Origin of the sequence: Pseudomonas oryzae (genome assembly GCF_900104805.1) — a bacterium.
Lineage (GTDB): Bacteria > Pseudomonadota > Gammaproteobacteria > Pseudomonadales > Pseudomonadaceae > Geopseudomonas > Geopseudomonas oryzae.
Genome location: NZ_LT629751.1, coordinates 2,463,838 through 2,490,060, shown reverse-complemented (window position 1 = coordinate 2,490,060; position 26,223 = coordinate 2,463,838). Strand labels below are relative to the sequence as shown.

The 26,223-nt window shown below is 60.3% G+C and carries 24 protein-coding genes; 8 read left to right on the top strand and 16 right to left on the bottom strand.

The annotated features are described in order from the left end of the window. Positions 1-6: 6 nt before the first annotated feature. Positions 7-705, bottom strand: a complete 699-nt coding sequence (locus BLT78_RS11090) for a YebC/PmpR family DNA-binding transcriptional regulator (RefSeq protein ID WP_090349033.1) — start codon at positions 703-705, stop codon at positions 7-9. Positions 706-879: 174 nt separating this feature from the next. Here BLT78_RS11090 and BLT78_RS11085 point away from each other — a divergent pair, with 174 nt between their 5' ends. Together BLT78_RS11085 and BLT78_RS11080 are read left to right on the top strand one after the other, a co-directional pair. After that, positions 880-1,110 (top strand): hypothetical protein, encoded by a 231-nt coding sequence (locus BLT78_RS11085; RefSeq protein WP_090349032.1) that lies wholly within the window; start codon positions 880-882, stop codon positions 1,108-1,110. Continuing rightward, positions 1,107-1,388, top strand: a complete 282-nt coding sequence (locus tag BLT78_RS11080) for a cell division protein ZapA (protein ID WP_090349031.1) — start codon at positions 1,107-1,109, stop codon at positions 1,386-1,388. Before BLT78_RS11085 ends, BLT78_RS11080 begins: the two co-directional genes overlap by 4 nt. An 82-nt stretch (positions 1,389-1,470) precedes the next feature. Here the strand turns inward: BLT78_RS11080 and BLT78_RS11075 are convergent, their stop codons facing one another. Both BLT78_RS11075 and BLT78_RS21815 read right to left on the bottom strand, forming a co-directional pair. Then, the gene (locus BLT78_RS11075) at positions 1,471-1,752 is read right to left on the bottom strand and encodes a peptidylprolyl isomerase (protein WP_090349030.1); all 282 of its coding nucleotides are present in this window, start codon (positions 1,750-1,752) and stop codon (positions 1,471-1,473) included. Positions 1,753-2,041: 289 nt separating this feature from the next. Next, complete coding sequence (locus tag BLT78_RS21815) at positions 2,042-2,170, bottom strand: hypothetical protein (RefSeq protein ID WP_269458053.1); 129 nt, start codon at positions 2,168-2,170, stop codon at positions 2,042-2,044. A gap of 720 nt (positions 2,171-2,890) precedes the next feature. On the opposite strand from BLT78_RS21815, the gene BLT78_RS11070 reads away from it, so the two are divergent. Continuing rightward, positions 2,891-5,701, top strand: a complete 2,811-nt coding sequence (locus tag BLT78_RS11070; protein WP_090349029.1) for a beta strand repeat-containing protein — start codon at positions 2,891-2,893, stop codon at positions 5,699-5,701. A gap of 79 nt (positions 5,702-5,780) precedes the next feature. On the opposite strand, the gene BLT78_RS11065 is transcribed toward BLT78_RS11070, so the two are convergent. Next, positions 5,781-7,781: a peptidase U32 family protein gene (locus tag BLT78_RS11065; RefSeq protein WP_090349028.1), complete on the bottom strand. Its 2,001-nt coding sequence runs from the start codon at positions 7,779-7,781 to the stop codon at positions 5,781-5,783. A gap of 188 nt (positions 7,782-7,969) precedes the next feature. Between BLT78_RS11065 and BLT78_RS11060 the strand changes: the two genes are divergently transcribed. After that, the gene (locus tag BLT78_RS11060; protein ID WP_090349027.1) at positions 7,970-8,821 is read left to right on the top strand and encodes a CAP domain-containing protein; all 852 of its coding nucleotides are present in this window, start codon (positions 7,970-7,972) and stop codon (positions 8,819-8,821) included. Positions 8,822-9,517: 696 nt separating this feature from the next. Here BLT78_RS11060 and BLT78_RS11055 read toward each other — a convergent pair. Then, positions 9,518-10,573, bottom strand: coding sequence for an extracellular solute-binding protein (locus tag BLT78_RS11055; RefSeq protein WP_157719536.1), 1,056 nt, complete (start codon positions 10,571-10,573; stop codon positions 9,518-9,520). A 614-nt stretch (positions 10,574-11,187) separates the two neighbouring features. Here BLT78_RS11055 and BLT78_RS11050 point away from each other — a divergent pair. Beyond that, positions 11,188-11,529, top strand: coding sequence for a hypothetical protein (locus BLT78_RS11050; protein WP_090349025.1), 342 nt, complete (start codon positions 11,188-11,190; stop codon positions 11,527-11,529). A 148-nt stretch (positions 11,530-11,677) separates the two neighbouring features. Here the strand turns inward: BLT78_RS11050 and BLT78_RS11045 are convergent, their stop codons facing one another. Together BLT78_RS11045 and eco are read right to left on the bottom strand one after the other, a co-directional pair. Continuing rightward, entirely contained in the window at positions 11,678-12,136 is a 459-nt protein-coding gene (locus tag BLT78_RS11045) for an EVE domain-containing protein (protein ID WP_090349024.1), read from the bottom strand. Positions 12,137-12,653: 517 nt separating this feature from the next. Continuing rightward, a complete protein-coding gene (gene eco, locus BLT78_RS11040; RefSeq protein ID WP_090349023.1) occupies positions 12,654-13,130 on the bottom strand; it encodes a serine protease inhibitor ecotin in 477 nt (158 codons plus the stop codon). 232 nt (positions 13,131-13,362) lie between these two features. On the opposite strand from eco, the gene BLT78_RS11035 reads away from it, so the two are divergent. The 3 genes from BLT78_RS11035 to BLT78_RS11025 all read left to right on the top strand — a co-directional run bounded on the left by BLT78_RS11035 (position 13,363) and on the right by BLT78_RS11025 (position 15,747). Then, a complete protein-coding gene (locus BLT78_RS11035) occupies positions 13,363-14,373 on the top strand; it encodes a sterol desaturase family protein (protein WP_172830783.1) in 1,011 nt (336 codons plus the stop codon). Between the two features lie 184 nt (positions 14,374-14,557). Further along, entirely contained in the window at positions 14,558-14,806 is a 249-nt protein-coding gene (locus BLT78_RS11030; protein WP_090349021.1) for an FmdB family zinc ribbon protein, read from the top strand. Between the two features lie 197 nt (positions 14,807-15,003). Further along, positions 15,004-15,747 carry a class I SAM-dependent DNA methyltransferase gene (locus tag BLT78_RS11025; RefSeq protein WP_090349020.1) on the top strand — a complete coding sequence of 248 codons (744 nt, stop codon included), beginning with the start codon at positions 15,004-15,006 and terminating at the stop codon, positions 15,745-15,747. Between the two features lie 105 nt (positions 15,748-15,852). Here the strand turns inward: BLT78_RS11025 and BLT78_RS11020 are convergent, their stop codons facing one another. From BLT78_RS11020 to BLT78_RS10985, 9 genes are all read right to left on the bottom strand, one after another. Then, positions 15,853-16,059, bottom strand: coding sequence for a DUF805 domain-containing protein (locus BLT78_RS11020; RefSeq protein WP_197673115.1), 207 nt, complete (start codon positions 16,057-16,059; stop codon positions 15,853-15,855). 182 nt (positions 16,060-16,241) lie between these two features. After that, positions 16,242-16,754 (bottom strand): REP-associated tyrosine transposase, encoded by a 513-nt coding sequence (locus BLT78_RS11015; RefSeq protein WP_090349019.1) that lies wholly within the window; start codon positions 16,752-16,754, stop codon positions 16,242-16,244. A 221-nt stretch (positions 16,755-16,975) separates the two neighbouring features. Then, positions 16,976-17,431 (bottom strand): hypothetical protein, encoded by a 456-nt coding sequence (locus BLT78_RS11010; protein WP_090349018.1) that lies wholly within the window; start codon positions 17,429-17,431, stop codon positions 16,976-16,978. Positions 17,432-17,732: 301 nt separating this feature from the next. After that, positions 17,733-18,266 carry an REP-associated tyrosine transposase gene (locus BLT78_RS11005; RefSeq protein WP_090349017.1) on the bottom strand — a complete coding sequence of 178 codons (534 nt, stop codon included), beginning with the start codon at positions 18,264-18,266 and terminating at the stop codon, positions 17,733-17,735. Positions 18,267-18,548: 282 nt separating this feature from the next. Beyond that, entirely contained in the window at positions 18,549-18,992 is a 444-nt protein-coding gene (locus tag BLT78_RS11000) for an REP-associated tyrosine transposase (protein ID WP_231975616.1), read from the bottom strand. A 206-nt stretch (positions 18,993-19,198) separates the two neighbouring features. Continuing rightward, the gene (locus BLT78_RS10995) at positions 19,199-20,467 is read right to left on the bottom strand and encodes an ATP-binding protein (protein WP_090349016.1); all 1,269 of its coding nucleotides are present in this window, start codon (positions 20,465-20,467) and stop codon (positions 19,199-19,201) included. A gap of 426 nt (positions 20,468-20,893) precedes the next feature. Then, the gene (locus BLT78_RS21440) at positions 20,894-23,518 is read right to left on the bottom strand and encodes a hypothetical protein (protein WP_157719535.1); all 2,625 of its coding nucleotides are present in this window, start codon (positions 23,516-23,518) and stop codon (positions 20,894-20,896) included. After that, entirely contained in the window at positions 23,454-24,449 is a 996-nt protein-coding gene (locus BLT78_RS10990; protein ID WP_157719534.1) for a TniB family NTP-binding protein, read from the bottom strand. The genes BLT78_RS21440 and BLT78_RS10990 overlap by 65 nt, the downstream gene beginning before the upstream one ends. Next, positions 24,436-26,220 (bottom strand): DDE-type integrase/transposase/recombinase, encoded by a 1,785-nt coding sequence (locus BLT78_RS10985; RefSeq protein ID WP_157719533.1) that lies wholly within the window; start codon positions 26,218-26,220, stop codon positions 24,436-24,438. Before BLT78_RS10985 ends, BLT78_RS10990 begins: the two co-directional genes overlap by 14 nt. Between the last annotated feature and the right edge of the window lie 3 nt (positions 26,221-26,223).

Genomic DNA, 26,223 nt, shown 5'->3' with positions numbered 1-26,223 from the left:
CGGAACTCAGCCGGCCAGGCCGACGTAGACGTTCTGCACGTCGTCGTGGTTGTCGAGCGCCTCGAGGAAGGCCTCGACCTCCTCCAGTTCGGCGCCGGACAGGCTCACCGGATTCTTCGCCTTGTAGCCGAGGTTGGCCGACTGCACGGTGAAGCCGAATTCCGGCAGCGCCTTGCACACCGCATCGAGATCGGTCGGCTCGGTGTAGAACAGGGTGGCACCTTCCTCGGCCGGCTCGAAGTCCTGGGCGCCGGCCTCGATGGCGGCCAGTTCCGGGTCGGCGTCGCCTTCCGGGGTCGCCTCGATCATGCCCAGGTAGTCGAAGTCCCAGCTCACCGAACCGGAGGTGCCCAGCTGACCCTTGCGGAACAGCACGCGGACTTCCGCCACGGTGCGGTTGACGTTGTCGGTCAGGCACTCGACGATCACCGGCACGCGATGCGGAGCGAAGCCTTCATAGATGGTGCGCTCGTAGTTGACCACCTCGCCGGAGAGACCCGCGCCCTTCTTGATCGCGCGCTCGAGGGTGTCCTTGGGCATCGACGCCTTCTTGGCCTGGTGCACGGCGAGGCGCAGCTTGGGGTTCATGTCCGGATCGGCGCCATTACGTGCGGCAATCATGATTTCCTTCACCAGCTTGCCGAAGATCTTGCCCTTGGCGTTGGCGGCGGCTTCTTTCGGTTTGGCTTTCCACTGGGCGCCCATATCGGTCCTCTCGCTGCGACTGTTGAGTCCCGGGCCGGGCCGGGAACGGGAAGAGGTCGATTTTAGCGACTCGTCGGCCGGCCGGCACCTGCCAATCCGCGGACTGGCGCGGTTGTGGCGGCGGTCACGTTTATTTATCCTCACCGGCTTTTCACGAACGCCGGATGATTACCCATGCTTGAAGCAACCCTCGCGCAACTTGAAAGCCTCGTGGCCGACCTGCTGAAACAGAACCAGGTGCTGAGCGACAACTGCAGGCAGCTCGAGGAGCAGCTGCGCCAGGCCCGGGAAGAGAACGAGAACCTGCAGATGACTGCTCTCGAGCAGGAAGAGCAGCAGAGCGCCACCCTGGCCCGCCTGCAGGCGCTGGTACAGCGCGCCGGCGTCAGCAGCAGCGCCGCATGACCGAGCACGTCGTTCGCGCGCTGAAGATCCTGGGCCGCGACTTCTCCATCAAGGCCTCGCCTGGCGAGGAGATGGTGCTGGAGCAGGCCATCGCCCTGTTGCAAAAGCGCGTCGACGAGAACCAGCAGCGCTTCCCCCTGGCCGGTAGTCACGAGCTGCTGGTGCTGGCGGCACTGAACCTGTGCGTGCCGCTGCTCGAGCAGGAGGAGCGGCTGCGCCAGGTGGAGGCGCGCCTGAGCGCCACCGCCGAGCGCATCGCCCGTCAGCTGCAGGGCTGAGGGTCGGTGCAGAAAGACGCCCAGAACGCAAAGGGGCTGCCATATGGCAGCCCCTTTGCGTTGGTGTCGACCGTGCGCCGGATCAGTCCTGGCGGCTGGTGACTTCCAGCAGGTGGTAGCCGAACTGGGTCTTCACCGGACCCTGCACCACGTTGAGCGGCGCGCTGAACACCACGGTGTCGAACTCCTTGACCATCTGGCCGCGACCGAACGAGCCGAGGTTGCCGCCGTCGCGGCCGGATGGGCAGGTGGAGTTGTCGCGGGCGACCTGGGCGAAGTCGGCACCGGCTTCGATGGCGGCTTTCAGTTCAAGGCACTTGGCTTCGCTGGAAACCAGGATGTGACGGGCAGTGGCTCGGGCCATGGGGGATTCCTCCTGTGATCGAGCGCCCCAGCCTACCGGAATGCGGCGATCACGCAAGCGGCGGGATAAGTGGTGCAGGGCAATCGCGCCATGTGCCCGCCAAAAAGCTCCGCAGGCAGGGTGCGCGAAGGCAAACGGCGCAACGAGCGGTCGTGCGCAGCGTGGTGCAGGGGCGCGTATACATGCCCTGACGCACTCCGGCTGGTGCGCATGGCGCACCCTACGACCAAGCGCGATTGCCCTGAGAAGTGGGCGACGACCCGGCGCGTGGTGCCGGGCCCGTCGACCATCAGGGCGCGGCGTGGCTGCCCAGCAGGGTGCTGCCGGACTTCTTGATGCGCTTGGCCTGGCGTTTTTCCTGGGCGTTCTTCTGCGGCTTCTTCTTCGCTTCCTTGTGGGTTTCGTGACTCTTGCTCATGGCGGCGGCCTCCGGGACAGTGGATCTGCGACCGAAGCATCTCAGGCGCCTCGGCTGGCAACACTTCCAGTCTAGTGCGGCAGCGCAGAGGCGTCGTTTGTCATCAGTCTGTCCGGGTTCTCGACCGGTAGCCTCCATCGCGCCGCATCTGCTGTCCCTGGCTTGTCGTGCAATTCACCCAAACAGCAGTTTCCTGTCTTGCGTTAATCCCGCCAGTCATATCGAGGATGTTCGCTCATACCGTTCGTCAGGTTTGATCATGCTGGCTGTCAAATATTCGGCGATGCGCTGGATGGGTGATGGCGCTGGGCTATTGTTTCATCGGATGTACAAATCCGGCCTCAAGTGTAAATGCGATGAAAATCGATGGTGCGTGGGTAGTTGTCGGATACATGAAGCGTATTTCGATGGCTTGTAACGCGGCGGCTCGCCGCTGTTCGCGGTCGGATCTGAGCGTGGTTGGAGTATCAGGAAGGTAGGGATCGCAATGGTTGCAGGGAGTGGAGGCTTGAATGTGCACCGGTATTCTTGGTTTTGATGTTTTTTTGACGTCCCGGTCCCGGATTGATCCGGCTCCCTCGGCCATGAGGCTGTTCACGCCGAGGGCCTGCCTGAAAGGCTCGTCCCCAGAGTCCGAAAGCGCCCGCCCCAGGGATTGATTTGCTGCGAGCAAGGGAAACGTTTTTCGAGGTGTTCCGGCTTTGATTTGAGGGAGTGATCATGAGCGAATATCAGTGGGATTTCGGTTCGGTCGAATCGGGTTTGCAGTTCAAGGTCGTCTACGACAGCGTCAACCAGACCTTCACCGTGACCTGCCAGTCGGGCTACATGGACCTCAATGCGTTGTGGTTTTCCGATGGCGACAAGAATGTCGAGGGAACGGTCACGCTGAGCAAGTCCGACAGCAGCCTCAATCTGAATGGCACCGGCATAACCTGGGACGACTACTACAAGGTGTCCAGTACGGGGCTTGGTTCTGCGGGGGAGAGCAAGGAAAGCTTCCTCACGGCCGGAGAGTCGATGACCTTCACTCTGGCGACGCTCGATCTGCCTGAGGCAATCAAAAGCCTGCTGAATAATGATGATCCGACCGACCTCATCATCGGTGTCCGCGCCACGAGCACCAGTTCGGGCGAGGGCAAGTTCGTGGATACGTGCGGCTCGGAAGTGCTGGCTGAAAGCGTCAACCGGGCGCCGACTCTGGGGGTTGTGAGCGCTGGCACGGTGAACGACACGGCCGGCGATGACGACTATCCCGACGTGACCGGTACGCTGACCGGCAGCGATCCCGACGGCGATACTGTGACCTTCGAACTGGCGGGCTCCACTGCCACGGGGGATACAGACTTCGACGTGCAGAAGAGCACGGACTACGGCACCTTCTACCTGAACACCATGAGCGGTGCCTACAAGTTCGTCGCCGACGACACGGCGGTGGAAGCGTTTAAGACCACCCAGACGGTGGACTTCGTGGTCAACGCCACCGACGGTGTGGCCGATAGCGAGCCGCAGACCATCAGCATTGCGCTGAATGGTGTCAACGATACGCCGACCTTGAATGCGGTGAGCGGCGGCACGGTGAACGACACGGCCGGCGATGACGACTATGACGACGTGACCGGCACGCTGACCGGCAGCGACCTCGACGGCGATACTGTGACCTTCGAGCTGGCGGGCTCCACTGCCACGGGCGATACAGACTTCGACGTGCAGAAGAGCACGGACTACGGCACCTTCTACCTGAACACCGCGAGCGGTGCCTACAAGTTCGTCGCCGACGACACGGCGGTGGAAGCGCTTAAGACCACCCAGACGGTGGACTTCGTGGTCAACGCCACCGACGGCACGGCCGACAGCACCCCCCGGACCCTCACCATCAGCCTGAATGGCGTCAACGATACGCCCGAACTCTCGGCCACGCTGACGGTCCAGCCCTATACCGATACCGCTGGCGACGACACATTCGCCAGCGTGACCGGCAGTCTGTCGACGGTAGACCGCGATGCCGGCGATACGGTGACCTACGCGATCGAGGCCACGGGTGTGGAAGTCGGCAACTTTAACGTCGGCGCGAATACCTATCAGCAACGGCTGGTCGGTACATACGGCACGCTGTACCTGAGCAGCGCCGGCGCCTATGAGTACGCCCCCCTCGATGCGGCTATCGAGGCGCTCGAGGCGAACGCCAGCGAAGGCTTCACGCTGTCAGTGACCGACGGCTCGAATGCGACCGATACCGTCACGCTGACGATCAACCTGACCGGTGCTCAGGATGCGCCGGACGTGACGCCAGTAGTCGAGTACTACACCGACACGGCCGCTGACGACAACTTCGACGACAAGACCGGCACCCTGAGCGTGACCAGCCGCGACGGCGACACCAGTTTCACCTTCGCCTTGGCCGGCAGCAGCGCTTCGCTGGAGTCCGGTTACGACCTGCAGAACACCAGCAGTGCCTACGGCACCCTGTACCTGAACAGCGGCAGCGGGGCCTACAAGTTCGTCGCCAACGACGGAGCCATCGAGGCATTGCAGTGGGGCAGCGATCCGAGCCTGGTTTACCAGGTGACCGCCACGGCCGATGGGGTAACTTCGGCCAGCCAGACCGTCACCATCAACATCACCGGTGACAACGATGCGGCGCGGGACATCGCCTTGCTGGCCGTGTCGTCGTTCGCCAATGGCAACGGCACACCGGGCGCCAGCACCGCTATCGGCACGCTCAGCGTGCCCGCCGGTGCCGATCCCGACAACGGTGGGGCCTACACCTTCAGCCTCGACAGCGCCAAGGTGGGGACGCTGGGCTCTGCGACGATAGCTACCGATGCTTCTGCGCTGTTTTCGGTCAGCTCCGCGGGCCTGCTCAGCACCACAGCGGCAGGCGGGCTGGCTGGTGGGAGCATCTACGAGGTGACCGTCAAGGTAGCCCAGGGGGCTGGAGATACGCTGGCGGTCTACAGCGAAACCTTCAGCATCGTCACGGGCACCAATGCAGCATCGGAAAACCTGCCCGGCAGTGGCTTCGACTTCGGCACGGGCGATGACGTGATCTATGGCCGGCAGAACATCGACATCATCTATGCCGGCTCGGGCAACGACACCGTGTTCGGCCAGGGCGGCAATGACGAGATCCATGGCGGTGCCGGTGTCGACCTGCTCTATGGCGGCAACGACAACGACACCTTCGTGTTCTCATCCGGCGACACCGGTATCACCCTGGCAACGGCGGACACCATCGCCGACTTCAGTTCGGCGGACGATGTGATCACCACCTCGCTGGCGGCGAACAACGTCACCATTGCCGACGGTTCGGGGCTGGCTGGCTTCGATGCCTTCGTCGCGGCCGTCAATGCGGAGTTCGGCAATGTGAGCGGCAAGGATGCCTACATGGCCTGGAATGCCGCCGGTTCGGAAAACGGCTGGCTGGCGATCGACGAGAACGGCAGCGGCACATTCGACACCGGCGACACCCTGATCGTGCTGACCGGGGTGAATACCGCCGGGGAGTTTTCGACCACTGACATTGCCTGATTAGCCACAGCCTGAAAGACGAGGGGCCGCATCATGCGGCCCCTCGTATTCTGCGTTACTGGCTCAGTCGGGGGCTGCATCAGTGCAGCGGCTGCCTCTTGATGGTCTTCATCAGGTCTTCCGGGCTGATCTCGGCGACGATGCTTGCCTGGCTGCCCGGCTGCGGCAGGTTGAGGATGTGGCCCTTGATCTTGCCGATCACGTGCATCTCGCACGGCTTGCAGTCGAACTTCAGGGTCAGCACCTCGTCGCCGTGCACCAGTTGCATCGGCGCGACCTTGTTGCGCACGCCGGTGTAGCCCTTGGCCTGCTTCGGGCATAGGTTGAAGGAGAAGCGCAGGCAGTGCTTGGTGATCATCACCGGCACTTCGCCGGTCTCCTCGTGGGCTTCGTACGCCGCGTCGATCAGCTGCACGCCGAAGCGGTGGTAGAAGGCGCGTGCCTTCTCGTTGTAGACGTTGGCGAGGAAGCTCAGGTGCGACTCAGGGTACACCGGCGGTGGCACGCTGACCGGCTTGCGGCTGCCGCGCGGATGCATCGCCAGGCGCGCAGCCGTGAGCGCCTCGATCACCTCGCGGCGCAGGGCCTTGAGCTGCGAGTTGGGCACGAACGGCATCTGCGGCGCATCGATCGCCACGGTATCGGCGTGGTAGATGGTGGTGCCCAGCTGGCACAGCAGGTCGTGCAGCTGCTCGCGGGCCTGCTCCGGCTTGTTGGCCGCGCCGAAGGTGCCGGCGAGGGTCGCCGAGGCGCTGACGCCTTCCTCGCTGGTGGCGGTCAGGGTGATGCGCTCGGCGCTCAGTTCGGCCTGCCAGTCGACGCCGACGCGCCGCTCGGCGGAGGTCTTCAGCAGCGCCTGCTGCCAGTTGTGGTCGAGGTTGCGGTTGAGCGGATGGTTCGGACGCAGGCGCTTGAGTTCTTCCGGCATCTCGTTGGGCTCGACGCGGTACTGCCAGCGCGGTTGGCCGTCCTCCTCGAACTGCTTGAGCAGCTCGACCACGCTGGCGCGGAAGCCGACCACCTCGCGCTTGACCAGCACGTTGAGGCCGTCGCCGTTGGCGAGCGGGTCGGTGGTGTTGGCGACCAGGTCGCGCTTGCCGACCTTGAGCACCTCGCCGACCGGCAGGCCGGTGAACTTCGGCGAGTCGAAGGCGCCGATGTCGACCAGGCGGTCGTTGACGAAGTAGTCGGTGCTGCCGCGGTGGAAGGTGCGCTCCGGGTCGGGCACGAAGAAGTGCTCGGTGCGACCGCTGGAGGCGCGCTGCAGATCGCCGCGCTCCTCGAGGATCTCGTCGAGACGCTGGCGGTAGTAGGCGGTGATGTTCTTGACGTAGCTGACATCCTTGTAGCGCCCCTCGATCTTGAACGAGCGCACGCCGGCGTCGATCAGTGCGCGCAGGTTGGCGCTCTGGTTGTTGTCCTTCATCGACAGCAGGTGCTTCTCGAAGGCCACCACCGCGCCACTCTCGTCCTTGAGGGTGTAGGGCAGACGGCAGGCCTGCGAGCAGTCGCCGCGGTTGGCGCTGCGCCCGGTCTGCGCGTGAGAGATATAGCACTGCCCGGAGAAGGCCACGCACAGCGCGCCGTGGATGAAGAACTCCACTGCGGCATCCACGCTGTCGCTGATCTGGCGGATTTCCTGCAAGTTCAGCTCGCGGGCCAGCACCAGCTGGGAGAAGCCGACGTCGGAAAGGAACTTGGCCTTCTCCAGGGTGCGGATGTCGGTCTGGGTGCTGGCGTGGATCTCGATGGGCGGAATGTCCAGCTCCATGATGCCCATGTCCTGCACGATCAGCGCATCGACGCCGGCGTCGTACAGCTCGTGGATCAGCGTGCGTGCCGCTTCCAGCTCGTCGTCGTGCAGGATGGTGTTGAGGGTGACGAACACCCGCGCATGGAACAGCTGGGCGAACTTCACCAGCTCGGCGATATCCGCGACGCTGTTCTCGGCATTGTGCCGGGCACCGAAGCTGGGGCCGCCGATGTACACGGCGTCGGCGCCATGCAGGATGGCTTCCTTGGCGATGGTGACATCCCGCGCGGGGCTGAGCAGTTCCAGGTGGTGCTTGGGTAGAGACATGGGGCGGGCTCGCGAGCGCTACAAACGAACCGTGCATTGTAGCGGGGCGGGACGGCTTTGCGGCGCTTGTGTGATAGTCGGGGCGTGGGCTTTCCCAGGTGCCGTCAGCGATCCGGGACGCGAATGCGGACATGATCTGAAGCCGCCAATCGCGCATCATGGGGGCAATCGACTCCGGGGAGACTTTCATGCATATCGCTTCATCCGTCGCGCGGCTCGCCGCGCTGTCGCTGGGACTGGGGTTCGCCGCTATCGCGGGGGCGAGCGAAGAGGGGCAGCTGCTGGGGGCGATCAACGCCTACCGCAGCCAGGCGCAGCACTGCGCCGGCCAGGCGTCCGAGGAGATGCCGCCGCTGGCGGCCGATCCGCGTCTGAAGCAGCCTGCCGGCATGGTCGGCGATTTGCAGGAGGCGCTGACCCGCGCCGCCTATCCGATGGTCAATGCCCAGGCCATCAGCCTGTCCGGACCGCGTGACGCGCAGACGGCCATGAAGATGCTGCAGGAGAGCTTCTGCCAGGTGTTGCTGGACCCGCAGTTCGTCGACATCGGTGTCAGCCAGTCCGGGCGCGACTGGCGCATCGTGCTGGCGCGGCCGCTGCTGGACGCGCACCTGGGCGACTGGCAGGTGGAAGGGCAGAAGCTGCTCGAACGGATCAACGCCGCCCGCGCCCAGTCGCGCCAGTGTGGCGGCCAGCCCTACGCCGCGGCAGCGCCGCTGGCCTGGAGTGCCACGTTGGGGGCGGCGGCGGAGACCCATAGCCGGACCATGGCCAACGGCAACTTCTTCGCCCACAAGGACCGCGACGGCCGCATTCCCAGCGACCGGGCCGAGCTGGCCGGCTACAGCGGCGGGTTGATCGGCGAGAACATCGCCGCCGGGATGGAAAGCGCCGGCAAGGTGGTCGAGGGCTGGCTGGCCAGCCCGGGACACTGCGCCAACCTGATGAACCCGCGGTTCCGCGAGCTGGGCGCGGCCTACGCGATCGATCCGAAGAGCGATGCCGGTATCTACTGGACCGCGCTGTTCGGTGCGCCGTGAATTCAGCGCGCCGGACTTGCCTGGGCGCTGCGGTCCGCTGCCTGCCGCGCCTTGCAGGCCCGGCAGCCGAGGAGGGGGAGGCACGGAGCGCCAGCGGGAGGTGTTACCACGCCGCTCCGGCGTAACGCCTGCTGGGTTCGTGGGTAACGGATTGGTCGTTTCTGGCGCCAGGCGATCTGCTGGAGTTTTTGCTAAATCATTGTTTTTAAAGGATTTTTTAAAGTTGGCACGCTGCCTGCTTTATCTGCGGCACAACAAAAACAATAACGCTGAACCCACACAACAAAAACAAGACGTAACGACTCCATAACAACAAGAACAACAGGATGGAGGCGCAGCAAACCGATTCTTTTGGAGAGGAGTTGCCCCAAGGGGTTCTCCCCGCGACCGGACCGAGAACGATAAAACTGCCCCGAGGCAGCGGCCAGCACCGGTAAGACCCGCAAGGGTGGCGGCAACGTCAGCGTCCAAAAGAATATGCTTGCTCTTGAGGTCCCGCCTTGGGACTACCACCGGACCCTGGGTCCGGACGGGCTGCCAAAAACAACAACAAGCTCGTCAGCACAACAAGAACAAAGCATGACCGACTGAAGGGGGAGCCAATGGCTCCCCCTTGTGCTTTGCGCCTTCCAGAGCCCGCGTGTTGTCCGCCGGCTGTCTCCCCGTTCCCCTGCCGTCGACCGCCCGACAGCGGCTTCAGTCCTTGGCGATGTACTGCTGCCAGCCTTCCTCGATCGCCGCTTTCTGCTTTTCCGAGATCGGTTCGAGGAAGTGCAGGCGACGCAGCTCATCCTTGCTGGGCACGCTGAGTTTGGGCAGCAGGCGACGATACTCCTCGCGGTTCAGGTCAAGGCTCGGTGTGAAGCCGATAGCGCGAGCGTTGCGCGCGGCATTTTCCGGCGCCAGCATGAAGTCGATGAAGCGCTGGGCCAGCGCTGGCGATGGCGCATTCGCCGGGATCGCCAGACTGTCGATGAAGAGCAGGCTGCCTTCCTCGGGAATGCTGTAGCGCAGCTTGCCATCGCTGTTGGCGGCATTGACCAGACCGCTCCAGGCCATGCCGGCGCAGACCTTGCCGGTGCGCATCTGCTCGGTGTAGGCGGAGAACTCCGCCGGGCCGACGTGCACGCCGGGGTTGCGGATCTGCGGTGCTGCGGCGGCGATCCGGCGCGGGCCGCTGCTGCCGAGGCTGTGGCCTTTGTAGGAGGTCCAGATGGAAAACACCTCCTCCTGAGCATTCAGCAGGCTGACGCCGCAGGCCGACAGCTGTTTCGTCATGGCCGGCTCGAACAGCAGGCTCCAGCTGTTCGGCGGTTCGCCTCCGTACAAGGGCGCCACCAGCGCGGTGTTGACGAAGAGCCCGACCGTCCCCCACATGTAGGGCACCACGTAGCGATGGGCCTGCTGGAACGCCGAGAGCTTGATCGGCAGGTCAGGGCTGAGGCTGGCGTAATGGGTCAGCTGCTCCGTCTGCAGCGGCTGCAGGCGCTGCTCCTGCAGCAGCTTGGCGAGCACCGAGTCGCTGGTCGGGACGATGACGTCGAAGCGTTCGCCGCGATCCAGAGCTGCCAGCATTTCCCCCGAGGTGGTGAATTGCCGGTAATCGACCTTGATGCCGCTTGCGCGCTCGAAGTCGGCGACCACTGCCGGGTCGATGTAATCGACCCAGTTGTAGACCTTCAGCACGTCCTGCGCCTGCGCCAGCGAGGACATCGCCGCCAGCGGTACTATCACTGCCCTGAGCCATCCCATCGTTCGCTTCTCCTGGCGCCACATGGCGCGAAGGGGACGAATGCAAGCGCCAAGCCAGCTGCGAGCCGCGTTCCAGAGGGGCCGGAGGGGGAGGGCGCGGCGCCCGGGGAGCGCCGAGCGCTTGCCCCTAATGTGCGCGACATGCCCCAAAACGAGGCTGGTCGGGGAGGGGATGCTGCGGAACGCTCCCGCTGTGGATCGCGCTACCCGGTCCGCAGACGCGGCAGTCCTGGCTGCCGGGCGGGCCTCTGCCGCTCGTCGGGGGCGATCCGCGTTCTTCTGTGCCGATCGTCAACCCGGTCAGCGGCGGTCGCACTGGAGCAGGCGCAGGTTTGCCGGGGCGGGCCAGGGCGATCAGTGCACCGCCGCGGGCGCCGCGCCAGTCTGCCGGCCCCGCCGTTTCGGGAACTGGGCGGGCCCTGCGCGGTCGATCCCAATAGCGATGCGGGGATCGACTGGCCGGCGTGGTTCCGCCCCCGGGGCGGGCGGAGCTGGCGCCGCGCAGTGGCTTCGCGCTGCGGAGGTGGACGAGCGGCCGGGAGGATGGCGCACACGCGACCATCCTGAGCGGCGAGCATCGCCCAGACCTTTCACGCGACTCGGGAGAATTCGCCATGAGCAGCTTCGAGATCGAGAGTTGGTGCAAGTCCAAGCCCACCGAGAAATCGGTACCCATGGGGTTGATCCACTTCTACATCGGCGGCGAAGACCGTCTGCACCTGGAGCAGGCCGAGGAGCGCCTGCAGGCCAGCGGCGAGTCCGAGGTGCTGGTCGACGTCGACCTCGACACCCTGGAGTTGACCACACCGCCCGCGTGCGGGCCATTGGCCGATTGCCACCTGCGGGTCTACCTGCGCAAGGAAGACCAGCGTGGGCAGTTCCACCTGGTTGGCCATCGTGCCAGCGACGGCAGCCTGGTCTACAGCAATGCGTTGCTGATCGACGCGCTGATGTAGCAGGGCCGAGGCGCCATCCTGGCCGAGGCGGCGGACCTGGCGTGCCGCCGCTCATGGCTGGGGGCGTTGCTCCGTCGCCCGCGCAGGGCGAAGGTCGAAATCCGGGACGGCAGCGGCAACGCTGGAGCGGCCCCTGCTGCGCATCCGATCAGTGCTGCTCGCCGAGGATGATCCGCCACTCCTCCTCGCTGACCGGCATCACCGACAGCCGGCTGCCGCGTTGCACCAGCGGCAGGTTCTCCAGGCCGGGGAGGGCCTTCAGGCGGTCGAGGGAGATCAGCCGCGGCAGCTTGCGCGCGAACACCATGTCCACCGCCTGCCAGCGCGGGTTGTCCGGCGTGCTCCTGGCGTCGAAGTAGGGCGACTCGGGATCGAACTGGGTCGGGTCGGTATAGGCCGTGCGCGCCACCCGCACCACTCCGGCGATGCCGATGTCCTTGCAGCTCGAGTGGTAGACGAACACCTCGTCGCCTGCGGCCATGGTCTTGAGGAAGTTGCGTGCCTGGTAGTTGCGTACCCCGTCCCAGCGGATGGGCGTTTGCGGGGCCCTGGCGAAGTCGTCGATGCCGCATTCGGCAGGTTCGGTTTTTGCCAGCCATTTGGCCATGGGCAGGGTCCTGTGCAGAGGGAGGCGCGCCATCATAAAGCAGCCGGGCGGATATGCGGGCTGCCGGGCTGGACAAGCGGGCCCGTGCGCCCTACAAAGACCGCCTTGCGCGCAGCCCCCTCCGGGAGGGGCATGCGCTTCGTTCCGATCGAAAGGCAGGTGGACTTGTGAAAAAGAAGAAACCCGTGGATCCCGTTCGCCAGGCGAACAAGAACCGTGGCTACCGGATCGGCTGGCTGATCGCCCTGGCCGGCATCGTCTGCGGCTTCGTGCTGGTGGTGCTGAAGCAGGGCTGACCTGCCGTCTCTGGCGGCGGATGGAGCCTGTCGCCGCAGCGCTCCGCTACCGACTTCCCGCATGGCCGCCAGAGCGATGGGCGGCCTCGTTTCTGCTCCCCATCCCCCTCGGCCCGTTCTTCCGGCCGGTCAGACCCGCGTGGCGCTTGTCCTTGCGTCTGCTCCGACGCGGCTACCCATTCCTGCTGGCGCCTGCCAGCGGGCAGCTCCGTGCGCGCTGCTCACCGCTGTGGGGCGGGGCTGCTGTCTTTCCCTGCCGACCAGATGCGGTAGCGCACCTCCAGGTCGGCAGGGGCGTAGATCACCAGCGGCAACCGGCTGTTGTAGCGCACCAGCATCGGCTCGCCGCCCACCGGCACGAAGGCCTGCGTGCGGCTGTTCTCGGGGCAGGCCATCAGGGTACTGACCGCCGGGCCGACCTGCCCCAGCTCGTAGTAGCCGTAGCCCCAGCCCTGCACGGTCTTCTCCTGCCACTGGCCACCCAGACGGCGCGAGTTGCAGTCCACCTCCATGGTTTTGCCGGCGATCAGCTCGACCTTGTAGTCGGCTTCGTTCGACTGGGCCGGCAGGTCGATCACATGACGCTGATAGCCTTCGGCGGCGGCCGGGAAGGGCTTGAGCGCTTCGGGCGTGGCGGCGCAGGCCGCCAGCGGCAGGCTGCAGGCGAGTGCGATGAGGGGCAGTGGGCGTTGGGGCATGAGGAGTCCTTGCTGAGAGGCCTGAAGAGCCGTCCGTCGGGGCTGCCGCCGGAGCGGCGGTGCGGCAGAGACCTTTCTGGATAGGGCAAGTTCCGGGCGTTGGCAAGTCGGCGTCGGCCTTCCGATCGCCCGGGTGCTGCGCCTGGTGTTTTGCGTGGATACATTCTCATTTGCAAACGATATCGTCTTGCCTATCATGGCGGGCGCTTTTTCATCAGGGGGGAGGCACGCCGTGGAAGAGTTGTCGCTCGCCTACGAGCAGCTGAGCTGGCTGCTGGCGGCAGTCATCAAACAGTTCAAGGGGCTGTTCGACCTCAACGGGCGCATCGGTGCGTTCTTCCTCGGCATCTCCTACGGTGTGGCCTACCTGCTGTACCGTCGGCAGAGACGCCAGCAGCTGACCGACGCGCGCTCCTTCTGGCAGTTCATCGGCGGCCGCCGCGTGTACCTGCATCCCTCGGCCCTGCTCGATTACCGCTACTACTTCGTGCGCGCCCTGCTCAAGGTGCTGCTGGTGCTGCCCATCATCGGCCTGGTCGACCCGTACATCCTGCACTCGGCCGACTACATCGCCTTCTTCACCAACCTGTGGGGCGCCCGGCCACAGCTGGGACAGAATCTGGGCCTGAGCCTGCTGTTCGGCCTGGGGGTGTTCCTGATCAACGACTTCGCCAGCTACTGGGCTCACCGCGCCTTCCATTCCCGCTGGCTGTGGGAATTCCACAAGGTGCACCATGCCGCGCCGGTGCTGGTGCCGCTGACCGCCAGCCGCGTGCACTTCGTCGAGAAGATCGCCGACAGCCTGCTCAGCACCGTGCTGCTCGGCGCCTATGCCGGCGTGTTCTGGTATCTGTGCGGCGGCGAGGTCAGCCGCTACACCCTGTTCGGCGTGACCTGGCTGGTGTTCATCTTCAACAGTCTGGCCGCCAACCTGCGTCACAGCCATGTCTGGCTGTCGTTCGGTCCGGTGCTGGAGCATGTCATCAACAGCCCGGCGCAGCACCAGATCCACCACAGCGCCGCGCCGCACCACTTCCACAAGAACTTCGGCACCAACCTGTCGCTCTGGGACTGGATGTTCGGCACCCTCTACACCACCACCAGCAAGCCGGAACCGCTCGAGTTCGGCACCGCCGAGCGCGACCCGCATCGCTACCTCACCCTCTACAGCCTGATCGTCATGCCCTTCGTCGATACCGCGCGCAAGGCACTGGCCGCTCGCGGCAGCAGAACGGTGGCCTGACCTCCGCAAGTCGGTCGCCGGCAGGCCGCGGCTTGGGTGCGTTGCCGGGAGCTCCTGGTGGCTGGCTGGGCCATGCTCCTGCCGCGGCGTACAATCCTGCATTGCCCCGACGGGAAGGGGCATCGCGGTGGTCGCCGGCTGCCGCAGATTGTCGATGCACGCATCAACCGCGAGAGGAGTCCCCATGCCGACCTACGATTACCGCTGCGAAGCCAACGGTCAGGTGTACGAAGTCCAGCATCCGATGGCGCTGAGCCCGAAGACCTGGGGCGAATTGCGCGCCGCCAGCAGCCTGGCCGCAGACCCGTCGATCCCGGACGACGCCCCGGTGACCAAGCTGATGAGCGCCGCCGGCGTGGTCAGCAGCCGCGCCTTGAAGAACCCCGAGCCCCCGGCCTGCGCCCGCGGCGGCTGCGCCGGCAACTGCGTCTGAGCGGCGGGCCTGTTCCGTAGGGTGGAGGACTCGCGCAGCGATCCTCCACCGGGCGGCACCGACCGATCGTGCGCGGCTCCCGGTCACCTCGACCGGCAGGCAAGGCTGACCCGCCGCCCGGCGTGCTGCCAATGCCCCCAGGCCCGGGTTGGGCTATGATGCGCGCCCCTCACGCCCTGCTTGGAACATCGGATCTCATGGCCGGCAATACCCTCTACAACGATCTGTCCGGCTATTACGACCTGATGTGCGCCGACATCGACTACCCGGCGCAGAGCCACTGCGTGCACCGGCTGCAGCAACTGTTCGGCAATGGCGGGCGCCGGCATCTCGATCTGGCCTGTGGCACCGGGCCGCATGTCCGCCACTTCATCGACGCCGGCTACGCCAGCAGCGGCCTCGACATCAACCAGCCGATGCTCGACCGCGCCGCCCTGCGCTGCCCGGAGGCGCAGTTCTCCCGCCAGGACATGTGCGCCTTCACCGCCAGCGAGCCGCAGGACCTGATCACCTGCTTCCTCTACTCGATCCACTACAGCGGTGCACTCGACCGGCTGCAGGCCTGCATCGCCAGCGCGCACCACGCCCTGGCCAGCGAGGGGCTGTTCTGCTTCAACGCAGTCGACAGGCGGCGGATCGACAACGGCTCTTTCGTGAGCCACAGCGCCCAGCATGCGGATGGCCTGTTCAGCTTCAGCTCCGGCTGGCACTACCCCGGCGAGGGCGAGCGGCAATCGCTCAGACTGCGCATCGAGCGCCGCGTGGCGGGCGAGACCCAGGTGTGGCACGACGAACACCCGATGGTCGCGGTGGACTTCGACGAGCTGCAGGCGCTGCTGCAGCCGTACTTCGAGGTGCATGTGCTCGAGCACGATTACCAGAAGCTGATTCCCTGGGACGGCAGCTCGGGGAATGCCTTGTTTGCCTGTGTGAAGCGCTGAGGCGTCCGGCGCTCATCGCCGCCGCCCTGATCGCGTCATATCCGGCCTCACACTGATCGTCCCCTGGTTCCCGCATGGGAACGATCAAATCCGTTCCCTTTTACCTCAGTCGCGGCGCCCCTTCGGCCATTCGCTGAAGGCAAACACCCACAGGGCGATGATGTTGACCAGCGGGATAAACATCAGCAGGGACCATGCCCCGTTGAAGCCCGCCTTGGTCAGGATCTTCCACAAGGGGACGATGAAGACGATCGCCACGACCAGCATCCCCAAGCCGTGCCATTCGCCGTAGCCATACATGCCCATACCCATTCATGCCTCCTACGATTCGCTTGCGTTGTGACAGGGTCAGTCTATGCGAGGGGAGTCCGGTGCGCCTGCGTGCTGCTACACGGCGCTTGCCATCGCCAGCAGCTTCGCCCGATGCAGGGTGGATGACCACCCCGTGGAAATCTTGCGCAGCGTTTTTTCACCATGACCGCGCGACTCCCGCCTCACTCGCCCCAATGCCCCGCCCGAACGTCGCCTCCATCGCCCGCCCAGTCCGGCGTATAGATCCCCGCGCGCACCGCGCGGTGGAAGCTCGACCACGGCCAGTCCACCACTCGCGCGACATGGCTGTGTTTCACCGGGTTGTAGTGCAGGTAATCGAAGTGGCGCTGGCAATCGAGGTCGTCGCGGATCAGGTGTTCCCCGCGCTCGCCACGGGCGGCCTGCGCGCTATTCGGCGTGCCGTGCTGCGGCAGGCGGCGGGAGAAGGCGGCCTTGATGATCTGCCAGCGCCTGGCGAAGTCGCGGTCGCCGGCCGGCAGCGTCCAGATGCAGTGCATGTGCTCCGGTGGCACCACCCAGGCATCGATATGGAAGGGATGCCGCGCGCGGGTTGCTCGCACGGTGGCGCGCAGCAGGTCGATTTCCCGCACCAGCAGGTCGCTGCGCCGGTCGCGCAGGTTCACCGTGAAGAAATAGCTCGCCCCCGGCACGCGGGCGCGGCGGTAGTTGGACATGGTTCCTCCGTGAACCAGTGATGATTGCCCGTGGCACCGTCCGGTGGACAAGGCTGCGCCGTTGTCCACCCTACGCCAGCCGCACCTACTGCGCCGCGCCGGAGCCAACGTGCGAGGCGTTTCCTTTTCCCGTGCGGAGTGTCGCCCGGCGTAAGATGGAAAACTCGCGAAGCGATTTTCCACCGCGGAGGTCCAGGCTACCTTGCTACAAGCGTATGGCCTCAGACGAAGTGCTTGGGCGCGTTGATGATGCGCTGGTGCTTGCGCAGCTCCCGTCGACCGTGGCGGATATTCAGCAGGAATATCTCCGCGGTGCGCCAGATCATCATCCACGCGGTGACGGTGACGACCCCCACGGGGATGGTGCCCTCGATACCCAGCGCCGTGGCCGCCAGCACCAGGGATATTGCCAGCACCGCCAGCACCACCCCGCCCCGCCGCTGGGCTCTGATATTACCTCTGAGCTGCTCGCTCTTTTCCGTAAAGGTATTGCCGATGGCCCGCTGCAGGCGCTCGCGCTCGTCTTGCGGGCAGCTGATTTGCAGCTCCAGTTCGGAGTGATACCAGGCACTGTCTGACAGGTACTCCACCAGCTCGGGACACAGTCTGGGGTTGTCTGGCGAGGAAAAGGGATTCAGGTAGTCTTGCTGGATCGTCAGGTCGATCTTCTGGCTCATGGCGTACCTTCGCAGGTTCAGGTTGTGGCTGGCGTCCTTGTGTGTTGATGGTAGACCTGCTGTCAGGCACCAGCTTGGATTCACGCAGGGCGGGTTAGTCGCAGGCGTGACCCGCCGGACAATGCGCAAACCCACGCCGCAACATCGACGCACAACATGTCAGCCCCACCGGCAGCGCCTATCGGACGCCCGTTCCGCGCGGGGCAAATGACCCGCCCTAGCTGGCTGACAGTGGGCCCGGCGAACGTAGGGTGGAAAACTCGCGCAGCGATTTTCCACCATGACCGCGCCGATTCCCGCCTCACTCGCCCCAATTCCCCGCCATGCCATCGTGCTTATCGCCCGCCCAGTCCGGCGTATAGATCCCCGCGCGCACCGCGCGGTGGAAGCTCGACCACGGCCAGTCGGCCACCCGCGCGACATGGCCGTGTTTCACCGGGTTGTAGTGCAGGTAGTCGAAGTGCCGCTGGTAATCTAGATCGTCGCGGATCAGGTGTTCCCAGTAGCGCCGCTGCCAGATGCCGCGCTCGCCACGGGCGGCTTGCACAGCACTCGGCGTGCCGTGCTCCGGCAGGCGGCGGGAGAGGGCGGCCTTGATGATCTGCCAGCGCCTGGCGAAATCGCGGTCGCCGGCCGGCAGCGTCCAGATGCAGTGCATGTGTTCCGGTAGTACCACCCAGGCATCGATATGGAAGGGATGCCGCGTGCGGGTCGCCCGCACGGTGGCGCGCAGCAGGTCGATTTCCCGTACCAGCAGGTCGCTGCGCCGGTCGCGCAGGTTCACCGTGAAGAAATAGCTCGCCCCTGGCACGCGGGCGCGGCGGTAGTTGGACATGGTTCCTCCGTGAACCTGTGGTCGTTGCCCGTGGCGCCGCTTGGTGGACAAGGCTGCGCCGTTGTCCATCCTACGCCAGCCGCACTTATTGGGCCGCGCCGGGGCCAACGTGCGAGGCGTTTCCTTCTCCCGCTCGGAGTGTCGCCCGGCGTAGGGTGGAAAACTCGCGAAGCGATTTTTCACCAGGCGAGGTACAGGCTACCTCGCTGAACCTCTGGTCGTTGCCCGTGGCCCCGTCCGGTGGACAAGACTGCGCCGTTGTCCACCCTACGCCAGCCGCACCTATTGCGCCGCGCCGGGGCCAATGTGCGAGGCGTTTCCTTCTTCCGCGCCGAGTGTCGCCCGGCGTAGGGTGGAAAACTCGCGAAGCGATTTTCCACCAAGAACTTCTAGGCTACCTTGCTGCCAGATGCCGCGCTCGCCGCGGGCTGCCTGCGTGGCATTGGGCATGCCGAGCCCCGGCAGGCGGCGGGAGAAGGCGGCCTTGATGATCTGCCAGCGCCCGGCGAAATCGCAGTCGCCAGCCGGCAGCGTCCAGATGCAGTACATGTGTTCCGGCAGTACCACCCAGGCATCGATATGGAAGGGATGCCGCGCGCGAGTCGCCCGCACGGTGGCGCGCAGCAGATCGATTTCCCGTACCAGCAGGTCGCTGCGCCGGTCGCGCAGGTTCACCGTGAAGAAATAGCTCGCCCCTGGCACGCGGGCGCGGCGGTAGTTGGACATGGTTCCTCCGTGAACCTGTGGCGTTGCCCGTGGCTCCGTCTGGTGGACAAGGCTGCGCCGTTGTCCACCCTACGCCAGCCGCACCTATTGCACCGCGCCGGGGCCAACGTGCCAGGCGTTTCCTTCTCCCGCGCGGAGTGTCGCCCGGTGTAGGGTGGAAAACTCGCGAAGCGATTCTCCACCGGGGGAGATCCAGGCTACCTCGCTCAATCGTCGATAGTTCCCCACTTGAGAAAAAATGCAAAGAAAGGGTCAGTAATGTATAGCTCTTGATCTGCTTTTATCCAGTCTATCACTGGGGTTGATGCTTCATCATTAGAGGCGATTTCTGACATTTTTTCTAAAACTCGAGAGACTTCGTGTGCTTGGGGAATTTCGGTTAATAATGTTTCCTTGATCGCGGCGCGCAAGACTTCGTAGTTTACTCGTTGCATGCCGGGGGAGATTTTTGCTAGTGCTAGCAAGACAACTTTGTATATGTCTGCTTTTCCTCCGGCGGCCAGAGGTCTAGGCTTTCTGTCCGACCTTTGGCGTGGGCCTTTTGCTAGCTTCTCGAATATAACCTTTCCGGTGTTGTTGGCTATTTTCCTGAATACATCATCGCTTATACTGTTGATGGTTATTTTTTGCGGGAGGGTTTTTTCAATTGAGTTCTGTCTTGCTAGTTCCGAGCAGAATTCCTGCATTAGGTGAGGGCTTCCATAAGACTCCTCAGCCATGCGCTCGCTGACGGTGTCTATGACTTCTACGTTCAGCAAAGGAAAACCAATGGATGAGATTTCCATCAACTCTTCTTTTGACCAAGATGGGACGGGTATCGGCTGAATACGTTGAGTCATCTCCTTCTCAACCTTGACAGCGTCATATCGTCTGTGGGGGATTGCAATTGCTACTACGGCAAGCCCTTCAAAGATTAGGGGTTTAAGTGCCCTTACGATATCGCCTTGAAAGTCCCGCTTAAGGTAATGGAAGTCATCTATAATTATTATTGGGGTGTGCTTTCTTATTGCGAGTATTGCGGCTGCGCGAGGGGATAGCGTCCGGCTGAATTTTTCAGCTGTACTGCTTTTGCTTCCGGTTGTGGCTCCAATTTTCCCCGTTCCTTTTGCGATGAGAGGGATGCCTATCTCTCCAGTGGCATCGCCTGAAATGCTGCTGTTTGACTCTTTTGATGTTGATTCTTCAATGGAGGTGTGTGCGTCTAGTTCTGCGAGAATAAATTGCCAAAAGTCATTTTCTTCTCCTATTGAGCCACCATCTATCCAGATGTTTGTGGGGTTTGTTCGAGGGAATATTTTATTTGTGAGGACGGTTTTTCCTGACTTTGTGGAGCCGGTTAGTGTTACGAGCTTGCATAGATTTCTAGCGACTTTTTTAAGGTCTTGCTCAAGTGTAAGCTTTGCTCTGGAGATGTATGTGAGTTTTGGCATTCCTCCAGGTACAAATACTTCTTCGACGTAATATTCTTTTTCCATTCTGTTTTGTGCTCCACAAAAAAACCCCGCACTAGGCGGGGCTCTGGTCCTTACTCGCTGCCCCAAATATCCATTTCAGGTAAAGCGTTCAGTCTTTCGGCTGTTGCCGCCGGTGTTTCTCAGGGAGCCGCGAAATTTGATATAAATAAATTCAATGGCTTATCGAATTTCGCATCAAAAAATATGAATAAATTTGTCAGGGTTTACGAATTTTTCGCGTGGCTAGTCACTAGGCGACGAAACCTGCGTAAAAAATATTCGACAGGTGAAAAGGTGGTTTCTAATGTGTGCGCAGATACGGTTTTGTTATAAAAAGTATGGGGTTGGCTGGGCTGTTGTATTGATGAGAGCAACAGCGTCTATCGTATGTGGGGCAGAACTGAAAAGTCGTCGGCCGAGTTCTCACAGCCAGGTGAGCAAGGGTGGTTAAGGTTGATTTTTGGGTTGTTGAGAGGAGGCGATGGCTTCAGTTATTTTGGCTTTGCTAATTAATGTGACTTTTGAAAGGTGTGGTGGGATGGGCTGGTCAGGTGAAAGCTTTCCTAGCTTGATCAAATTACGGGTATGCCCATGGCGGTCGAACATTGCATCAGCTTGTGTGCACGTTACGTAGTTTTCAAGAATCCTAGAAACCTCCCCGGCTGCGGTACGAGTCAGGAAGGTTTCATGGCTGAATTTGAGGACTTTAATAAATCCATCTCTCACAAATATTTGCGTGAATGCTTTAGGGGATAGTTTGAATTTCTTAAGGAGGCATTTGATATTGATGTACCTAGTTGGAGGTTCATTGTGAGGCGGTATGTTAATTAGCAGTCGTTTGTTGGTTTCTCTAGCTTGAGGTGTCGTGCTGAAGTTTGTATTTGCTGGTGTTCTGATGTTGTGTGTGCTTTGTGTCTGCCTCTCTATGAGATCAGATCGAACAAAAACATGAGTCGATCGCCCATCTACAGTCGGTCCTGTAAGTGGAAGTATCCCCATCTGATTTAGTGCCTTCGTTACCTCCCTTCGGGGAGTGTTTAGGATTTTAGAGGCTTCGGTTGGTAGGATATAAGCTTCGTTGAAATCGATAATGAACTTTCGGTTGACGTAAAGTCGGCCATGAAAGTATTGAAGTTGGCCCCTAAATAATTCTGAATATAGTATGTTTCTTAATGAGTGTTTCGACATTTTCAGTTGAGCGGCGGCCTCATCGAGGTTCATCCAGTTGTTGTGTTTCGTGCTTGTCTCTGGCTGTTTTTTTCTTTCCAGGTAGCTGATTATGTCTGATCTAAGGTAAAAATGAGTACTTCCGTTATGAGTTATAGGGCCCGTGATGGGGCGTACATTGTCTAAAAGTAATACCGATGATGTCGAGAATTTGCTGTGCTGCAGCAGTGCTGCTGTCTCAGTAAGTGATATGTATTTTTTCCAGAATTTATCTACTTGGTCTGTGGGGATCATGTACTCACCAGCGGGTCCAGCACCAACATCGTGAAATATATTATTCCGAACTAATTCGCAGATGATCGTTTTATGGATGCCTAGATGGCACGCAGCTGTTCTGGCTGATGTATAATCGCTTGCAGCTGATGCTTCGATTCGTGGCATTTCATTCTTACGGGTGGCCCAAGAAGCCAGCGCGCTCTCGCGGCACCGCTGAAAACCACGCTTTTTAATAGCTTCATTCTTTATAGTAGTAGCCCGGGAGTTATAGGTCAGTAAGAGGTCTAGTGTGTGTGATTCAAATATTGGAGCGCTTGGGTAGTTTTTTAGTAGGCGGGCTCGTACCTGTGATGGTGTGATACCCATCTGGGACGCTAGAAGTTTGATCGGGGTGAATTTTGATTTGAAATTTTCAAGGTCATTTTCCTTTATTGAAATGACGCCATTTGGACCTATGCGCGAATCTAATAATTTGTTCGTTAGTATAAGATTTAGCTGATGGCGGGAAATGTCGAGCGAAGCAGCTGCTTCATTTGCAGTCAGCGTCGCCTCCTTGCTCGCGGGTAGGCGTCCCCATGTGGTGCTTATTCCCCAGGTACATAATTTTGCAATGGTTTCAATGTCGTGAGGGCGATACCAATATTGCCTGGTTGGTCGCTTCGGGAATTCCGGGTTTTTTTGGAGGTAGGTGAACTGATGTTGGGAAATGCCAAAGTGATTCATGACCTGGGTGGGGGATAATAAAAAATCGATTTGCTCAGTTGCTGGTTTGCTCGGAATTTTGCATGCGACGATGTAAGCTTGGTCTATTGTTATGCTGTCGAGCCCGTCAACGCATGCAAGCTTAGCCTTGGTCAGCTCTGGGCTGACTCCGGTGTGATAGTCTAATAGTTGCCGAATGTAAAGCGATAGATCTTCCCAGTGCTGTTGTATGACAGAAATAGCTGCGCGAAGGGTGCCTCGGTTATAAGGAGAAGTCGGCGCTCTGAAGTTGAAGCCCAACTGTTTTAAAATCACTAATAATTTGTCTAGTTCGGCTTGATTTTGCACTGACCACAAGGTCATAAGATACTGCTCGGGCTCAACGTCAAATTCTGAACAGTTTTCAGACTCAAGTACGTGATTGCAGCTGCACTCTTGATAGAGCGGTTCGAACCAGCCAAGCTTCTTTTTGCATTGGGGGCAGGTCGTAAGATACCTCTTTTTGTGAACAGGGCAGGCGGCCGCGATTGATAAGTCTTTGATGAAAAGTTCATGTCCCTCCTGATAGCAATCGGAGCAAAACGCCGCTGATTTGTAGCGAATTATTTTTGATTTGACCTTGAGGCCCTGGATGATCAGGTCTGGGCGGTTCATCCTGGCGCCCGTTGGAGCATAAAATCCGCACAGGACTTGATGAGAGCTATCGCCAGCCTGCGATGCGAAAAAGTCGGCAATAGCGCAATCACGCGAAAGGCACGAGGCATCGCGATTAAATGACGGGAAATGGTTGGATAATAGCCCTGCATTCCGGCAGCCGTTTTTACGAGCCGCCCGCTTGAATATACTGCAGGGGCTCTCTGCGTCAAGTGGAAAAGGAACGAATAGCAGCTTCCTTTTGAGCAGCGATCTCGATTGTTTTGGTTTCATGGTCGATTATAAACTTCATGCAGTTGTTGTGACTGATCTCAAAAGGGTTTTGCCAGAGGGATAAGTTGAGTGGCAGCCTGATGCACTGACAGGCTTCAATGAGGTCTTGACGTTGCAGTGCTCGATAGCCACGAGTCAGGCAGCGCTCTATGGCGAAATAGAGTACATGTCGCAAATATTCCAGGTTTCCACGAGTGGCCGCATATAGGGGGGCGCAGATTGACATGTCGTGAAAGTGTACTCCCGATTCAAGTACGGCAATGTTGTATATTGCATCATCTAAACCTCTTAAGGTTTGTACAAATTCAGAATTCTCCCGTTCGCTAAAGGACAAGTAGTCTAGGTTTGCGAGGTAGGGGTAGCGGCGTGCTAATGGTGCGTCATCCAAGAGTGTTAAGCATTCCGGTGTGCCGCAGATAATAATCGGTATGTGTATTTCGTTCAGTAGCGCCACGAGCCAGTCGATGGTTAGTTGTCGTGATTTTTCAGCCTCGCGCTTTGTTAAACGCTGGAACTCATCAAAAATCATAACTTTGGTTTTGGCTGTAGTGATCGATTGGATGAGTTCATAATTCATATCTGCGGCGTCTCCTGCCGCGTTGGGGTGTCCAAGGCGAGCTAGAATAGATTTCAAAAAGCTTTTTACGGTAACAGGCGTCGGCACTGTGCAATAAAATGCGGGGCGATTTCGGTATTTTCCATCAACTTCGATCGAATGGTCTGCGGCATCAAACGAGTTTCGAAATATTTTGCAGAGCTTAGACTTCCCGCTGCCTGATGGGCCGTATAGCAATGCGCAACTGGGCTCTCCACGTAACTCAGTTGCTCGTATTGCGCGCTGCAGTTGCGCATTGGCGCGATCAAATGTCGGATACATAACTATCTGACGGCTGAACTGTTTCAGAACGGCATCTTGCTCAGTCGAATTCATCATCAACCTCTATGACGCTATAGGGTGCAGAATTTCCGTCACCTCTTTGGGTTGGGTGGAGGTGCGAAGATCTCATCTCAATTATGGGGTGCGTAATTTCTGATGATTGGCTAGGCTCCTTATAGAGCTCACGTGCTTTTGCACTATTTTTGCGATGCTTTTTATTCTTTGGGCCGCGCCAGGTGTTGAGTATCCGAGCGCGTTCTTGACGTGCAGAGAAATAGCAAAGTTCCTTTTTTTTCTCGGTGAGTCGGTCGCAAATGATTTGGTGTAGGCTCATTGTCATGCCTACTTGGTAAGTCGCATCTACTGGCTCCAGCGGTTGTATGTTTTCAGGGTAAGCTGGATGATATGCCCAGGCCCTTCCAAGATCGCTAGTGTCATATAGTACGCATAAGAACTCAGGCTTTGGCTCAAGCTTTGCCAGGAAGGGAACTGCTCCTGATGTCCAACTAACCTTGTTGATTGTAAGGTGCCCCTTTGCGTTTGGGGTGGCATGACCTAAATTTAGGAAATAACGGTCGATGTCCTCTAAGGAATATTTTTTTATGGCTATTTCGTCAGTAACACATTCACGCCATGCTTCTTCAGGTGCCATACCCAAGCCGTGGTGAAAATGCTTATGGTAGTAGTTTTCCAGCCAGTCGGAATACACTGACTTTACATCCTCCAGCGTCATCTGAGCGTTCGACTCTGAGTCGTAGTCACCGCGTGCTTCTGGATTGGAAAAGGTGGTGCCAGGCAAATGCTGTGCAATATCTTTCGTCCAGGTTTTAAAAGATGACTCTACGTGGGGTTTGTCATCTGCATTACCAATTCTGCAGAACTTGACCTCGGCGCCAAACTCCTTCATGATGTCTTTTAATCTCTGTGTCGTGAATTCTTGGCCATTATCAAAGACATATGAAATTGCAAGTCCCCCATAGGTGTTATCGCAGTGTAGGGATGCTTTGATTGCACGAATCGTTTTATCGATAGAGGGTGGATTTAGCGAGATGTCCCACCCGACGACGCAGGCCGTACGTATTTCTACGAGCTTGGTGAGCCAAGGGCGGCCCAGCACTTGACCTTCGGAATCCACTACATCAATATCCAACTCATGACTATCACCCTCAACAATTTCCAATATCCGTAAATTTCTCTGGTACTTTTTGCTCCACTTCTGATGGGTCTTGGCGATTCGCGGGCCTCGCTGAGCTTTTTCTACGGTGTAGAAATCTAGCTCAGCAAGAATACGGTATAGTGTGCTGGGCGAAGGAGAGGTTAGTTTGTAAAGAGCTTCACGGTTTTCATTGATCCTGTAGATCGCACCTTGAATGTTGTCAATGACTTCTGCCTTGCTTAGCGGGGGGCAGGTTAAGTAATCCGTATCGATGTGATAACGAACTATTTTCTGAACCTCTTCAGGCTGATTGAGCAGTCGGTAGCCTCGTGTTCGGTGAGTCGATGGTATGAGGGAAATGATGTTTCCAGCGCGCTGCTTATAGGCTTTCACCCATTCGTAAAGGACGGTGTAGCAAGGTGGTTTTGCGTCGCCGATTTGAGTCGCTACTTTAGATGCAATTGACTCTGCTTTTTTTTTCGGTAAATGAGGTCCAAGCTGGTCGATTAAGGCCTTCACGTAGGTTATTCGTCTTTTAAGTACCTGCCGGTGCTTTTCTGAGAGTGCGCTCATGATTTTGGTCGGATCGCACGGAAATGGGGCCTCCTGCGTCTTGATCAGGTCGCCTTTGAGATGGGCACGGCTCAGTCGTTCGAGGGTCGGGTTCATGAT

Coding starts and splice junctions, on each gene's coding strand:
- BLT78_RS11005 (WP_090349017.1), bottom strand. CDS start 18,266: ATGTCCAACTACCGCCGCGCCCGCGTGCCAGGGGCGAGCTATTTCTTC.
- BLT78_RS11090 (WP_090349033.1), bottom strand. CDS start 705: ATGGGCGCCCAGTGGAAAGCCAAACCGAAAGAAGCCGCCGCCAACGCC.
- BLT78_RS10985 (WP_157719533.1), bottom strand. CDS start 26,220: ATGAACCCGACCCTCGAACGACTGAGCCGTGCCCATCTCAAAGGCGAC.
- BLT78_RS10995 (WP_090349016.1), bottom strand. CDS start 20,467: ATGGAAAAAGAATATTACGTCGAAGAAGTATTTGTACCTGGAGGAATG.
- BLT78_RS11070 (WP_090349029.1), top strand. CDS start 2,891: ATGAGCGAATATCAGTGGGATTTCGGTTCGGTCGAATCGGGTTTGCAG.
- BLT78_RS11030 (WP_090349021.1), top strand. CDS start 14,558: ATGCCGACCTACGATTACCGCTGCGAAGCCAACGGTCAGGTGTACGAA.
- BLT78_RS11085 (WP_090349032.1), top strand. CDS start 880: ATGCTTGAAGCAACCCTCGCGCAACTTGAAAGCCTCGTGGCCGACCTG.
- BLT78_RS11045 (WP_090349024.1), bottom strand. CDS start 12,136: ATGGCCAAATGGCTGGCAAAAACCGAACCTGCCGAATGCGGCATCGAC.
- BLT78_RS11050 (WP_090349025.1), top strand. CDS start 11,188: ATGAGCAGCTTCGAGATCGAGAGTTGGTGCAAGTCCAAGCCCACCGAG.
- BLT78_RS11080 (WP_090349031.1), top strand. CDS start 1,107: ATGACCGAGCACGTCGTTCGCGCGCTGAAGATCCTGGGCCGCGACTTC.
- BLT78_RS21440 (WP_157719535.1), bottom strand. CDS start 23,518: ATGAAACCAAAACAATCGAGATCGCTGCTCAAAAGGAAGCTGCTATTC.
- BLT78_RS11015 (WP_090349019.1), bottom strand. CDS start 16,754: ATGTCCAACTACCGCCGCGCCCGCGTGCCGGGGGCGAGCTATTTCTTC.
- BLT78_RS11025 (WP_090349020.1), top strand. CDS start 15,004: ATGGCCGGCAATACCCTCTACAACGATCTGTCCGGCTATTACGACCTG.
- BLT78_RS11075 (WP_090349030.1), bottom strand. CDS start 1,752: ATGGCCCGAGCCACTGCCCGTCACATCCTGGTTTCCAGCGAAGCCAAG.
- BLT78_RS11065 (WP_090349028.1), bottom strand. CDS start 7,781: ATGTCTCTACCCAAGCACCACCTGGAACTGCTCAGCCCCGCGCGGGAT.
- BLT78_RS11000 (WP_231975616.1), bottom strand. CDS start 18,992: ATGTCCAACTACCGCCGCGCCCGCGTGCCAGGGGCGAGCTATTTCTTC.
- BLT78_RS11010 (WP_090349018.1), bottom strand. CDS start 17,431: ATGAGCCAGAAGATCGACCTGACGATCCAGCAAGACTACCTGAATCCC.
- BLT78_RS11060 (WP_090349027.1), top strand. CDS start 7,970: ATGCATATCGCTTCATCCGTCGCGCGGCTCGCCGCGCTGTCGCTGGGA.
- BLT78_RS10990 (WP_157719534.1), bottom strand. CDS start 24,449: ATGAATTCGACTGAGCAAGATGCCGTTCTGAAACAGTTCAGCCGTCAG.
- BLT78_RS11020 (WP_197673115.1), bottom strand. CDS start 16,059: ATGGGTATGGGCATGTATGGCTACGGCGAATGGCACGGCTTGGGGATG.
- BLT78_RS11055 (WP_157719536.1), bottom strand. CDS start 10,573: ATGGGATGGCTCAGGGCAGTGATAGTACCGCTGGCGGCGATGTCCTCG.
- BLT78_RS21815 (WP_269458053.1), bottom strand. CDS start 2,170: ATGAGCAAGAGTCACGAAACCCACAAGGAAGCGAAGAAGAAGCCGCAG.
- eco (WP_090349023.1), bottom strand. CDS start 13,130: ATGCCCCAACGCCCACTGCCCCTCATCGCACTCGCCTGCAGCCTGCCG.